Here is a 13695-nt window from a genome sequence, read left to right as displayed (position 1 = left end):
TGGGGCGTTGTGGATCATCAGCAGGCGACGGCCTTATACCCGTCGCCTTTCAAATTGCAGCGTTGTTACCTGCACTCCCCCCAGTTACTGACTTAAGGGCGCTGGATGCCTCTACAGGAAGCTCCTCATGCCGTGGGTGCAGGGCTGCGCTTGAGCGGCCAACCTGAAATTCATCGGGTATATATCGAGGCCTGCTGGTTTCAGCTCTGTCTGCTTTGTGCAAACGTCTGGATAAAGGCTTGCGCCTGGCTGGTGATAGCCCGCCAATCCCCACTTTCGATCCATTGCTTATTGGTCAGTGCGCTCCCGACACCCACGGCAAACGCACCGGCTTTGGCAAACTCGCGGGTATTTTCAAGCGTAATACCGCCAACCGGGATCATCGACAGGTTATCCAATGGCCCCAGCACCTCTTTCATATAATTTACACCCAGGCTATTGGCCGGGAACAGCTTCAATAAATCCACCCCCAGGCGGCAGGCCTGTAAAATCTCTGAGGTTGTCATTACCGCAGGGATCATCAGGCGTTGTTTTTCATGCACCATCATCACCACCTCGGGGTTGAAGTCGGGGGAGAGGACAAAATCGGCCCCGGCATCCAGAACCAACTGTGCCATCACCGGATTCAATACCGTACCTGCCCCCACCCACATTCTGTCACCCAGTTCCCGTTTAAGCGCGCTGATGCTTTCCAGATGGCGGGTAGAGTTACAAGTGACTTCAATTACCCGAATACCGCCGTCATACAGCGCGTTGGCCAGGGGTAAAATGCCCTCAGGCGCGACGCCGCGGACAATGGCAATTATGCCGGTTTCTTCTATAGCGCGAATCACGCGTTGCTTAATCATGGACAACCTCTTAGGGAAATATCAGGGAGTCGGCTCCCTGATTACATCAATCCGTTACGGTCACAGGTTCTTTGACGATGAACCAGTAACACAGCGCAGCACAGGCTGCGATAATCCCGCCGCTGACGAAGGCCAGGGTATATGACCCGGTGACGTCGGCGATTAACCCGGTTACCAATGGCGATAACGATCCGGCAAAATAGCCACCAAAGTTCTGGATACTGCCAACCGAAGCCACCATGGAGGCCGGAGCGACATCTCCCGGTAATGCCCAGCCGGTTGCTGAAAGCGAGGAAAGCAGGGCCATGGCAATCACCAGTAACACCAGGGTTGCCGCCAGACTGTCCACCATAGGCACGGCGATAACGGCAACGCCCGCTAATAGCGCGGAGACACTGATAGTGACGCGTTTGGCTTTTAAGGATTCGGTGAAGATCTGTTTATCAACCAGCCATTTGGAGATATAGCCACCGGCAATCGCACCGACAATCCCACCGAAATAAGGAATACTGGCGTAGATGCCCAATTCTTTGAACTGTATATTTTGGGTCTTCATTAAATACAAGGGCAGGAAGGTGGTGAAAATATTCATCATCCACACATAACAGAACCAGCCCAGGATCATCCCCCAGATACAGCGGTATTTAAATAAGCCGCCCCAACTGATTTTTTCCGCATCACCCGTTAATTTCTGCGCCGTGCCGCCACCGCCTTCTTTAATATAATCCAGCTCTTCTTTAGTAATATTGGGGTGTTTCTCTGGCTGGTGGTACGCGAAGATAAAGAAGATGACAAAAATAAAGCCTATTGCCCCGGCAATATAAAACAGCGCACGCCAGCCGAAAGGAACAATGATGGCGACCAGGATCGGCGGAGCGATGGCTGGCCCCCATTTGGACGCGGCATCCCAGAACCCGGTGGCCAAAGCACGTTCACTTTTAGGGAACCATGAAGCGGTAATTTTCGCCGCTCCCGGCCAACAGGGGGCCTCGGTAATACCCAACAGCCCCCGGGCAAAAATCAGGCTCATCATGCTGCTGCATGCGCCGGTCAACATAGTGGCGCCGCTCCATAACCCTACTGCCCAACCGTACACTTTTTTCGGGCCGAAGCGGTCAACCAGCCAGCCGGCCGGGAGTTGGCAAAGCGCGTAGATCAGCGCGAAAACCGAACCCAGCAACCCAATATCCGTATTGGATAAATTAAGTTCCTTCATCATATCCGGCGCAGCAATGGAGAGGCTGGCGCGGTCGAGATAGTTGACAATACCGCCAATTAATAACAGGAAAACAACAAACCAACGTTTATTTCCTCGTTTTTTAGTGATTGCTTGTTCTTTAACGATGGTATTCATATATCAGACCTTTTAATTATATGTAGGGTATACCCTTCTTACTTGAAGCTGGCGCGTTGCTGGTAGCGGAAATATCCCCCAGCCACGGGCTGAGTCACTGGGGATTAACGCCCTTCTGTCTGGCTGCAGATTCAATGACTTTAGGCATACAAAGGAATTAAATAATCTGTCGGCAGCGGGCTAAGGCAAATAATCCCGCACTGGAAAGCGAACGATTTACTGATGCCAGGGTTATTTTCCCGGTAAACCAGGGATCGTTTTCAATTAATGTAGCGAAAGCCATTTTAAGCTGATCTTTCCCGCAGACCACAACCTGGGTATCCGGCGTAATACTGAAGGCTTCGCTGTTTTTTACTGCCTGCAGGTCATCTTGCAGCACCGCCCCCAGCAGCACATTGGCTTTCTGATTGAGCGTCAGGTTGCTGAACATATCCAGAACCCGTACCGAGAAACAGGTGCGTGACAGGCCGGTCTGCAGGCATTGATCCGCTCCCTGAAGCAGGGCGGGTGTTTCAATCTCCTGAGCGAATTGCTGGTTAAGGGAGTTGGCCAGAATGGTGTGCCGGGTAATGACATCCAGCAGCTCGCCACCGATGGTCGTGACGCAACCTTCAATACGATTGTCTGCATCAATCTTGACGAACTTGGAGTGTGAACCAGGCAAAACGATCAATGCCGGGCCGTGAAGGCCAAGGCTTTCGAGAACGCCTATGGCTTCAGTCTCTTCGCCGCGCATCATATCCATCTGCTCGGCATTCTCGAGCGTGACCGCAGAATTATGATTACGAATTCCAGGTACAAACCAGATGGGGGCTTCGGCGATCTCTGGCAGGCGGGCGCTGACCATGCCCTGAGCCAGTTCGTTAAGCCCCGCAGGTGCCAGTAAATGGGGGATTTCACATAACCCGACGTTCGACGTGATCATTCCCGATGACAGGTAGACCACGCTTTCGCCTGCCGGTACAGCGGCTTGCTCTCTGGCCTCCTGAACGGCTTCACGCACGCCATTCATCAAGGTTGCCGTACTGCCGGTGATGGCGGTATCACGCACGCCGATGGGGCGCGCCGCCTCGGCAAGCTGTTGTTCACCCCGCCAGGCGCATACCCTGGTGTTGGTGGTGCCGGTATCGATAGTAATAATATACATTTCGTTCTCGCTCTTATTATCTGCCTAGGGTACGGAGCGTATTGGCAATAGCACTGGCGCCAGTAATCGCCAAAAGGTCTATTTGTTCTTCGTCGGAAATAATTTTCAGAGGGCTATCAATATTTAATTGTTTTTGAATAACATGTTGGTAGATCGCACAGCGTTTGGCATGGCCAATCAAGAAAATATCGCCGTGGAAATCAAACCCCTGGTGTTGGGCGCGGGTAAAAACTTTAATATCATCACCGGCCATGGCGCTTTCCAGAAACAGTTTGCGCTGCGGTGCGGTGGTCGGAAATGAAAATTGCAGGAAGCGAGTCATTAAAATAGTACGTAATAAACCGCTTTCCTGGACAGAGTGACAGGCGGCATCAATAATTTCTGGCTCAAAGTTTGCCACCGCATCTTCTTCTGGCGTAGGCGTCACACTGGCTGCGATGAAGGTCTGTTTGAGGATTGCCGCATATACCTGGCCGCTTAAGGAGGTCATGCTGCCGGCAATTTTCCCTTGTTGATCAATCGCAATCAGCTTGGTCGTCGAGCCTAACTCGATCAGGATACAGGGTAGCCTGGGCTGGTATCCCAGCAGCAAACCTACCGCCTGAGTCTCTTCACCGCGCATCAGATCAAGGCCGCTGAGATTTGCCCAGGAGGGGTCAGTCTGGTTACGGATGCCAGGGATCAGCATCACGGGAATATCCAGCGCCAGGAGTTCATTGGCCGCAAAGGGCAGGGTATGGCGCGCCAGGCTGTCAATTCCAGCCGGTGCAACCAGGTGGGGCACTTCATGCAGGCCCAGGTTTGAGGTGATCATCCCCGAGGCGATAATGAAGCTGATATCCTGTTGCCGTTTACCGTTTCTGGCCAATAACTCGGTGACGCCACGGGCCATCTCCTGACGTAATACATTATTATTGCCATTGGTAACCGTGGAGTTTACCCCTTCGGTAATCATTATCTTGTCAATAACGTTATTACTGGCGAACGCCAGTAAATATATACGTGTCGCAGACGAACCTGAATCAATGACAATAAACATATTCACTCCTTTAAATTTATGCGGATTAAAGGCTGCGCTGTAAAATGTCACGAAGGGTTTGGGCATCCGGCACGCGTGGGTTATTTTCCAACACCACTTTCATGGTGGTTTGCACGTTATTGATGATCCAATCGAAATGCTCTTCTTTAACGCCCAGCTCAGTCAAAGAAGGCAACATATTGACTGATGACAAGAAGGCGGTGACTGCCTGAACGCTGCTGTAAGCGGCTTCTTCAGTGGTCATATCACGAGTATCTACTCCCATCGCGCAAGCAATGGCGGCAAATTTCTCCGGCGCTGCCGACCAGGTGTATTCCATAAAGGCCGGGTAAACTGCGGCGATACCTTCAGAATGAACCACATCCAGCAGCCCGCCCATTGGGTGTTGCAGCGCATGTGGCAAAGCTGTACCGGCACAATCGATGGCCATGCCGGCCAGGGTGCTGGCAACGGTAACCTGCTCCCAGGCAGCCAGGTTGGTCACGTCGGTATAAACCAGCGGCAGGTTCTTGGCCAGCAGCTTAATGGCCCGCAGTGACAGCATTTCGCTGATTGGGTGAGCGTTACGGGAGATATAAGATTCCAGGGCGTGGAACAGAACGTCGGCACCTGGCCCGGCAATCACGCGTTTTGGCAACGTGAGCATCAGCTCGGGATCAACAATCGAGGCGACCGGATAGATTAATGGGTTAACCAGGCCTTTTTTGTCGTGGGTTTCGGGGTTGGTAAACACCGCAGTACGGTTCGCTTCGCTGCCAGTGCCTGCGGTGGTTGGCACCAGAATATTCGGCAGCGCATGCAGCGCCTGTTTTCTGCCAAACACATAATCCCAGATGCTGCCTGGGTTACAGGCGCAAAACGCGATACCTTTTGCCATATCCATCGCGCTGCCGCCCCCAATGCCAATCACCAGATCGCATTGCTCCAGGCGTGCCAGCTCAGCCCCTTCTTCCACCAATGTGGAGAGCGGGTTTTGCATAAATTTATCGTACACGGCAAACGTCATCCCGGCGGCGGTCAGGGTTTCTTGTGCCCGGGCGAGCTGGCCTGTGGACTTGGTGCTATCAGAAACGACTAACAGAGCCTTCTTGCCATATTGCTGTGCGATGGTGCCCAGCAGGGCAAATTTTCCAGGGCCGACGTGAAGTTTTACTGGGTTAGAGAAGCTAAAGCTGGTCATAATTCATTCCCATTGTTCGTATATTCGGACTGTGTTCGTATTTGTGATTATATTGGCCGTGTTTTATCCAAGATTCAACCTGTTTTGCCTGATTAATGAGCGCAGTCACATTTTTTCTGTGCGACGACCCGTTTGGTTGACCGGTGAAAAAGGCATGGGGGGAAAATCTGAGGCTGCAGGTGGCAGAAATAGGTTCCAGGTTTGGCCGTTCAGAGACCGTATAACCCAGGGGCAGGTGGAATATCAGCCCCTCGCCTTAGAGGAAATGCAACGGAGAGGGGGATGGGATTATTCTCTGGTGCCCAATAGCAAATCTACCGCCTTCTCTGCCAGCATAATGGTCGGGGCGTTGGTATTGCCGCTGGTCACCTGTGGCATTACCGAGCAGTCGATCACTCGCAGCCGTTCAATACCATGCACCCGCAGCTCGGGATCGGTGACAGAGTCCACGGGTGACTGGCCCATACGGCAACTCCCTACCGGGTGATACACCGTCTTGCAGAAGTTACGCACAAACTCCTCCAACTGCGCTTCATCGTTCAGCCATGCAGGTTGCGGCATCAGAAGATCTTTTATCAGCGGCTTGAGGGCGGCGGTTTGCAGGAATTGCAGGCCAAACTTTACCGCCCGAATGCTGCCAGCCAGGTCATCCGGGTGGCCAAGATAGTTGGCCTGCAGTTTGACCGGATCGGCGGGATTGCGGCTACGTAATTGCACCTGGCCGCGCGCCTTGGGTTGCAGATAACCCACTTTCAGCGACATACCGTGGATCGCCGGTAGCGGTTCGCCGGGGACGTCATCCCAACTGTCCAGGATCGGCAGAAAATGCACCTGCACATCCGGCCTGCCGCTGCCCTGGGAATCGGCGAAGGCAGCCCCTTCCAGCACGTTAGAAGCCAGAACGCCGCTGCGGAATGCCAGCCACTCGGCACCGTGGCGCAGCGCCTGCAACCCACGATCGGCACCGAACAGGCTGACAGGTTCGCGAGTGCTGACGTTGATCGACATATGCAGGTGATCGTGGAAGTTTTTGCCCACCGGCAGATCGGCCAGTAGCGTAATGCCGAGTTGTTCAAGATGCTCACGCGGGCCGATACCGGACAGCATCAGGATCTTGGGCGAGCCGACTGCACCCGCACTGAGGATCACTTCCTGATTGGCATGGGCAGCCACCTCGCTACCGCCATTGAGGCTATAGACCACACCAGTGGCCACATTATTTTCAAAGGTGACGCGATGCACCAACGCATTGAGTTTCACGACCAGACGTGAATTATCGCGCACGGCTTTCAGATAGGTGCGCGCGGTACTGGCACGTGCGCCATTGTGGGTCGTGGTTTGATAGAAACCCACGCCATGTTGGCTTTCTCCGTTAAAGTCGTTGCGGTAGGGCAGGCTCAGTTCTTGGCCTGCGCGGATAAACGCCATGCTGAGCGGGTGGCGATAGCGGTTTTCGCTGACCGGCAGCAACCCGTCGCTGCCATGATAATCCCCTGACAGACTTTCGTTGGCCTCGGCGCGTTTAAAGTAAGGCAGCACGTCCTGATAACTCCAGCCGGTGCAGCCATAGCGTTCGGCCCAGTCGTCGTAATCCTGTTTTTGGCCACGGATATATATCATGCCGTTGACCGAACTGCTGCCGCCCAGCACTTTACCTTGGGCGATCTGCATGCGGCGGTTATTGGCATGGGGTTCCGGTTCGGTTTCATACGGCCAACTTTTCTTGGCGATGATCTTCGCCACCCCGGCGGGCATCTGGATAAACAGATTTTTATCGTCGCCACCGGCTTCCAGCAGCAGGATGCGGCCCTGCGTGCGGCGGATTAACTGTGCCGCCAACACGCAGCCTGCCGAGCCTGCGCCAACTATGATGTAATCGAAGGTGTTTTCTGACATGACCGTTCCCTGTGCGTGATGGTTAGAGCCTGTTATGGCAGAGTACCCCAGGGGAGTGGGCGGTCAATTTCAGATCGTTAATTTGTTAATGAATGTCACAATAATTTTACATCATGCATTTGATAATCAATTTATCTGGTTTAAATACATAAGTTTGAAATGATTATTTGAATGATGTTGATGTTAATAATCTGGGGTTCGAAGTGATGTTTAGCGCGGCGGCTGGTCTTTCTCCCTGCAGGCGAGCGGGCTTGAGGGTTGGGATATCGCTGGTGCAGTTATATTTTCTGAAAAAGAGGGCGTTATTGCGGTGGGGGCAGGAGGGCACATTCAGCCCCCTCTCCTTTTGGCTGAGGGGGAGGGGCTGCGCAGCCTGCCGAGGTTATAGCGTTTTCAGCATGGTGACTTCGCAGTCGCCGTGGCCGGTACTGCCCATGGCATGGCCGATATGCTCAAAGCCGAGGTGTTCATACAGGCCAATCGCCTGTTGCAACGTGGCGGTGGTTTCCAGATAACAACGGCGGAACCCTTGCTGGCGAGCAAAATCAAGTGCCTGCAGCGCCAGTTGCTTTGCCAGGCCTTTGCCACGTAACTCCGGCAGGAAATACATTTTCTGTAATTCACATACGTCCACATCACCGCCTTGCAGCGGGGCTACGCCACCGCCGCCAGCAATCTGGCCATCCATTTCCACCACCCAGTAAGCGCTGCGCGGCTGGCTGTAGAGAAGGTATAAAGCATCCAGATTGGGGTCGGACACGGTATAGCCTTTATCCGCCGTCAGGCCATGCTCGGCGGAGACTTCGCGAATGACGTGAGCAATAGCGGCATTATCGTCAGCCGTTATTGGGCGCACCAGAAGACGCACTGGGGTTGCTGTTGTCATGTTTTTACTCGCCATTTGCCATTAAATGGAGCCTGCGGGGCTCCTCAATGAGGTTGTTATTACCAAACGTGTCGAATTGGTCAAGCTTTGTAATAACACCAAAGGCCGTCACTTGGCAATGCTGATATACCCGTCGTCTTTCAAGCGGTAGCGTGGTTACCTGCACTATTTCACCCCGGTACTTACTAAACGTTAGCTCCTGGGGATGAAATTAGTTTGGCGCCTGGCTACAACTCGAAATCCATAAGGCATAAAAAAACAGCGGGGAAAAAATCACCCGCTGTTGTTGATCGGCTTACCGCAGTGATTACAGCGCGGCGATAGTCGCCTGCTGCTCCTGCAATTTCACCTTGCCTTCTTTGCAGGCTGCCAGGCGCTCACGCTCTTTGGCCACTACCGCTTCCGGTGCGCGAGCTACAAAGCCTTCGTTGGACAGCTTGCCTTCGATAGAGGCGATTTCTGTATCCAGTTTGCCCATCTCTTTCGCCAGGCGCGCGATTTCTGCGTCCTTGTCGATAAAGCCAGCCATCGGGATCAGCAGTTCGGCACCGTCCACCAGTTTGGTGACGGAAACCGGGCCTTTCTCGCCAGCAGGCAACAGGGTGAGCGAGGACAGGCGTGCCAGCCTCTCGATAAAGTTCTGGTTTTCCTGCACGCGGCGCTGAGCATCACCGTTGGCGTTACGCAGCATCACTTCCAACTGCTTGCTTGGCGCAATGTTCATCTCGGCACGGATGTTACGCACCGCGGTGATTGCCTGCTTAATCCATTCCAAATCATCCAGCGCCTGCTGGTCTTCCCGCGCGCTGTCGTAGGCCGGGAATGGCTGTAACATGATGGTGTCGGCCGTTTCGCCGGTCAGCGTCTTAACGCGCTGCCAGATGGTTTCGGTGATAAATGGAATGATCGGGTGCGCCAAGCGCAGCAACGCTTCCAGCACGGTGATCAGCGTGTTGCGCGTACCGCGTTGTTCCGCTTCGCTACCGTTGCCCACGATTGGCTTGGCCAATTCCAGATACCAGTCGCAGAACTGGTTCCAGGTGAATTCATACAGGATGCCTGCCGCGATATCGAAGCGATAGGTGTCCAGCGCCTCGCGGTAGGCTTTCACCGTGCGGTTGAATTCGGCCAGGATCCAGCGATCGGCCAGCGAAAGCTGCATCTCGCCGCCATTGAAGCCACAATCGTGCTCTTCGGTGTTCATCAGCACAAAGCGGCTGGCATTCCACAGCTTGTTACAGAAGTTGCGGTAGCCTTCCAGGCGTTTCATATCCCAGTTGATGTCACGGCCCGTCGAAGCCAGTGCCGCCAGGGTGAAGCGCAGGGCATCGGTGCCGTGCGGCTCAATGCCGTTCGGGAACTGTTTCTCGGTGCGTTTGCGGATCTTCTCTGCCAACTGCGGCTGCATCATGTTACCGGTGCGTTTTTCCAGCAGATCTTCCAGCGAGATACCGTCAACCATATCCAGCGGATCGATGACGTTACCCTTCGACTTGGACATCTTCTGCCCTTCGTCGTCACGGATCAGGCCGGTCATATACACGGTCTTGAATGGCACCTGCGGTTTGCCCTCTTCATCTTTGATAAAGTGCATGGTCAGCATGATCATGCGGGCGATCCAGAAGAAGATAATATCGAAGCCACTGACCAGCACGCTGGTTGGATGGAAGGTTTTCAGCGCTTCGGTCTGCTCTGGCCAGCCCAGGGTGGAGAAGGTCCACAGACCGGAAGAGAACCAGGTATCCAGCACGTCTTCGTCCTGGTTCAGCGCAACGTCGGCACCCAGGTTGTTTTCGCGGCGCACTTCTTCTTCGGTGCGGCCAACGTACACTTTGCCTTCTGCGTCGTACCAGGCAGGAATGCGGTGGCCCCACCACAACTGACGGGAAATACACCAGTCCTGAATATCACGCATCCAACTGAAATACATGTTTTCGTACTGCTTGGGGACGAACTGGATTTCACCTTGTTCAACCGCTTCTACCGCCACTTTGGCCAGTGGTGCGGTGCGCACATACCATTGGTCGGTCAGCATCGGCTCGATAACGACGCCGCCACGGTCACCGTAAGGCACGGTCAGGTCATGCGGTTTAACGTCTTCCAGTAGGCCGAGTTCGTCAAAGGCGGCAACGACGGCTTTACGGGCGGCAAAGCGCTCCAGGCCACGGAACTGCGCTGGGAGTTCGCCGCTGTAGGCCGTGCTGGCTTCACCCAGAGTATCGAACACCTCGGCTTCTTCAAGGATGTCACCGTCGAAGCTGAGGATGTTGATCATCGGCAGACCGTGCCGTTTACCCACTTCGTAGTCATTGAAATCGTGCGCCGGGGTGATCTTCACGCAGCCGGTGCCTTTTTCCATATCGGCGTGTTCGTCACCGACGATGCGGATACGGCGGCCAACCAGCGGCAGGATAATTTCTTTGCCAATTAAATCTTTGTAGCGCGGATCTTCCGGGTTCACCGCCACGCCGGTATCACCCAGCACGGTTTCCGGACGGGTGGTGGCCACAACCAGGTAGTCTTTACCTTCCGCAGTTGTTGCTCCATCGGCCAGCGGATAACGCAGGTGCCACATGGAGCCTTTGGATTCGCGGTTTTCGACTTCCAGATCGGAGATGGCGGTGCGCAGTTTCGGATCCCAGTTAACCAGGCGTTTGCCACGATAGATCAGATCTTCTTTGTACAGGCGGACAAACACTTCTTTCACCGCGTTGGACAGGCCTTCGTCCATGGTGAAGCGCTCGCGCTCCCAGTCCACGGAGTTGCCAAGGCGGCGCATCTGGCGGGTGATGGTGCCACCGGATTCGGCTTTCCACTGCCAGATCTTCTCGATAAACGCATCACGGCCATAATCATGGCGGGTTTTACCCTCTTCTGCGGCGATCTTGCGCTCTACCACCATCTGGGTTGCGATACCGGCATGGTCGGTACCGGCCTGCCACAGGGTGTTTTTACCCTGCATGCGCTGGTAACGGGTCATGGTATCCATGATGGTTTGCTGGAACGCGTGGCCCATATGCAGGCTGCCGGTGACGTTCGGCGGCGGGATCATGATGCAGAAACTTTCCTGGCTGGTATCGCCATTCGGTTTGAAGTAACCCTGGCTCTCCCAATGATCGTACAGCTTCTGTTCGATCTGTGTTGGGTCGTAGGCGGTATCGAGATGACTGTTTGTCTTTTCCATTTTATATCGTTGTTCAGTTAGTTGGCGGCGTAGCCGTGGTCAAATGGAAGCCGACGCTGCGATAGGTTTTATAACGTTCGCGCGCCAACTGTTTCAGGGTGTCTTCATAGGGGACGAAGTCTACCACTTCATGGAAAGCAGTAGCAAAATCGGCAAACTGTGGCAGTAGGGCGATCAGCAGATCGCGTGGAGCATTGCCGCGTTTACCAGGCCAGCACAGTTCGACCGGCGCGCCGAAGTTTGGCCCTTCGCCCGCCAGATTGTGTGGCACAAATTGGTGTGGTTCGCGTTGCCACAGCGCTTCGTCCAGCCGCTGGGCCTGTTCCTGGCTTTCACAGGCAATCAATACCCGCTTGCCTGCACGCCACTGTTCTGCGGCAACGGCACAGGCCACAGCCTCGTGAGCACTGAGTCGGCCTACGGGTTCTGCGTGTTCAAGGAGGTAGAACGTTGCCTGTTTCATGATGAATTCGTTGCCGCTAAGAAAAAGTAGGGGCGCAACCAGTGCGCCCGTTTTGCATGATTATATACCCAATAGATTTCAAGTTGCAGCCAACAACGCGGCTACTTGAAAGATGAAGGGTATGTTAATCGTCGCCGTTTAAACCCGCACGGTTAAGCAGGAACTGCGCCAGCAGCGCCACCGGGCGGCCGGTAGCCCCCTTGTTTTTGCCGGAACGCCAGGCGGTGCCGGCGATATCCAGGTGCGCCCAGCTGTACTTGCGGGTGAAGCGGGAAAGGAAGCACCCGGCGGTGATCGCGCCACCTGGGCGGCCACCGATGTTGGCCATATCCGCAAAGTTGGAGTCCAACTGCTCAAAATATTCGTCGGCCAGCGGTAGGCGCCACGCACGGTCACCAGACTGTTCGGAAGCGCCGATCAGTTCGTGTGCCAGCGGGTTGTGGTTTGACATCAGGCCGGTGAGGTGGTGGCCCAGTGCGATGACACAAGCACCGGTCAGGGTGGCGATATCAATCACCAGCTCTGGCTCGAAACGCTCTACGTAGGTCAGGGTATCGCACAGCACCAGGCGGCCTTCGGCGTCGGTATTCAGCACTTCAACCGTCTGGCCTGACATGGTGGTCAGCACGTCACCTGGGCGATAGGCACGGCCACCCGGCATGTTTTCACAACCGGCCAGAACGCCGATCACGTTAAGCGGCAGGTTCAGCTCTGCCACCACACGCATCACGCCGTACACGGTGGCGGCACCGCACATGTCGTATTTCATCTCGTCCATGCCGTCTGCCGGTTTGATCGAGATACCGCCGGAATCGAAGGTCAGGCCTTTCCCGACCAGCACGATTGGCTTGGCGTCCGGGTTAGGATTGCCCTTATATTCCATTACTGACATCAAGGATTCGTTTTGCGAACCGGCACCGACCGCCAGATAGGCGTTCATCCCCAATTCTTTCATCTGCTGTTCGCCGATGACGCGGGTGGTGATGTTGGTACTGAAGGCATCTGCCAACTGGCGCGCCTGCGAAGCCAGATAACCGGCGTTACAGATGTTCGGCGGCATATTGCCAAGATCTTTGGCGGCCTTGATACCGGAAGCGACGGCCAGACCGTGCTGGATGGCACGCTCACCGCTGGTCAGCTCACGGCGAGTCGGCACGTTGAACACCATTTTACGCAGTGGGCGGCGAGGCTCCACTTTGTTGCTTTTCAGCTGATCGAAGGTATAAAGCGTTTCTTTGGCGGTTTCTACCGCCTGACGCACCTTCCAGTAAGTATTGCGGCCTTTGACGTGCAGTTCGGTCAGGAAGCAGACGGCTTCCATTGAACCGGTATCATTAAGGGTATTGATGGTTTTCTGGATCACCTGTTTATACTGGCGTTCATCAAGCTCGCGCTCTTTGCCACAACCAATTAACAGGATGCGTTCGGAGAGAATGTTCGGCACATGGTGCAGCAGTAATGTCTGCCCGACTTTGCCTTCCAGTTCGCCCCGGCGCAGCAATGCGCTGATATAACCATCACTGATTTTGTCGAGTTGTTCTGCGATAGGTGACAGGCGGCGCGGCTCGAAAACACCAACTACAATACAGGCGCTGCGCTGTTTTTCCGGGCTACCGCTTTTTACACTGAACTCCATGCACTCTCCTGAATCTTAAAGACAACAGCGAAAGCTACGGCTAGAATGATCGACTCCGCCAT

10 protein-coding genes are annotated in these 13695 nt (G+C 54.5%); all 10 read right to left on the bottom strand.

The genetic code is table 11. From position 1 onward, the window contains the following. Window positions 1–200: 200 nt before the first annotated feature. The 10 genes from ACQ86O_RS02055 to pepA all read right to left on the bottom strand — a co-directional run bounded on the left by ACQ86O_RS02055 (window position 201) and on the right by pepA (window position 13633). The gene (locus tag ACQ86O_RS02055) at window positions 201–848 is read right to left on the bottom strand and encodes a bifunctional 4-hydroxy-2-oxoglutarate aldolase/2-dehydro-3-deoxy-phosphogluconate aldolase (RefSeq protein ID WP_431223942.1); all 648 of its coding nucleotides are present in this window, start codon (window positions 846–848) and stop codon (window positions 201–203) included. A 46-nt stretch (window positions 849–894) separates the two neighbouring features. Further along, window positions 895–2202 (bottom strand): MFS transporter, encoded by a 1308-nt coding sequence (locus tag ACQ86O_RS02050; protein ID WP_431223941.1) that lies wholly within the window; start codon window positions 2200–2202, stop codon window positions 895–897. A 157-nt stretch (window positions 2203–2359) separates the two neighbouring features. Then, window positions 2360–3349 carry a 2-dehydro-3-deoxygalactonokinase gene (locus tag ACQ86O_RS02045; RefSeq protein WP_431223940.1) on the bottom strand — a complete coding sequence of 330 codons (990 nt, stop codon included), beginning with the start codon at window positions 3347–3349 and terminating at the stop codon, window positions 2360–2362. A gap of 16 nt (window positions 3350–3365) precedes the next feature. Continuing rightward, window positions 3366–4388 carry a 2-dehydro-3-deoxygalactonokinase gene (locus ACQ86O_RS02040; RefSeq protein WP_431223939.1) on the bottom strand — a complete coding sequence of 341 codons (1023 nt, stop codon included), beginning with the start codon at window positions 4386–4388 and terminating at the stop codon, window positions 3366–3368. A gap of 25 nt (window positions 4389–4413) precedes the next feature. Next, window positions 4414–5568, bottom strand: coding sequence for an iron-containing alcohol dehydrogenase (locus ACQ86O_RS02035; protein ID WP_431223938.1), 1155 nt, complete (start codon window positions 5566–5568; stop codon window positions 4414–4416). Between the two features lie 288 nt (window positions 5569–5856). Further along, complete coding sequence (locus ACQ86O_RS02030) at window positions 5857–7464, bottom strand: GMC family oxidoreductase (RefSeq protein WP_431223937.1); 1608 nt, start codon at window positions 7462–7464, stop codon at window positions 5857–5859. Between the two features lie 382 nt (window positions 7465–7846). Continuing rightward, entirely contained in the window at window positions 7847–8350 is a 504-nt protein-coding gene (locus tag ACQ86O_RS02025) for a GNAT family N-acetyltransferase (RefSeq protein ID WP_431223936.1), read from the bottom strand. A gap of 307 nt (window positions 8351–8657) precedes the next feature. Then, window positions 8658–11534, bottom strand: a complete 2877-nt coding sequence (locus ACQ86O_RS02020) for a valine--tRNA ligase (protein ID WP_431223935.1) — start codon at window positions 11532–11534, stop codon at window positions 8658–8660. Window positions 11535–11547: 13 nt separating this feature from the next. After that, entirely contained in the window at window positions 11548–11997 is a 450-nt protein-coding gene (locus ACQ86O_RS02015; RefSeq protein WP_431223934.1) for a DNA polymerase III subunit chi, read from the bottom strand. 124 nt (window positions 11998–12121) lie between these two features. Then, the gene (pepA, locus tag ACQ86O_RS02010) at window positions 12122–13633 is read right to left on the bottom strand and encodes a leucyl aminopeptidase (RefSeq protein WP_431223933.1); all 1512 of its coding nucleotides are present in this window, start codon (window positions 13631–13633) and stop codon (window positions 12122–12124) included. Window positions 13634–13695 lie beyond the last annotated feature (62 nt).

Source organism: Serratia sp. L9 (genome assembly GCF_050632285.1).
In the GTDB taxonomy this organism is placed as follows: domain Bacteria; phylum Pseudomonadota; class Gammaproteobacteria; order Enterobacterales; family Enterobacteriaceae; genus Chania.
This window is presented reverse-complemented; position numbering and strand designations above follow the sequence as displayed.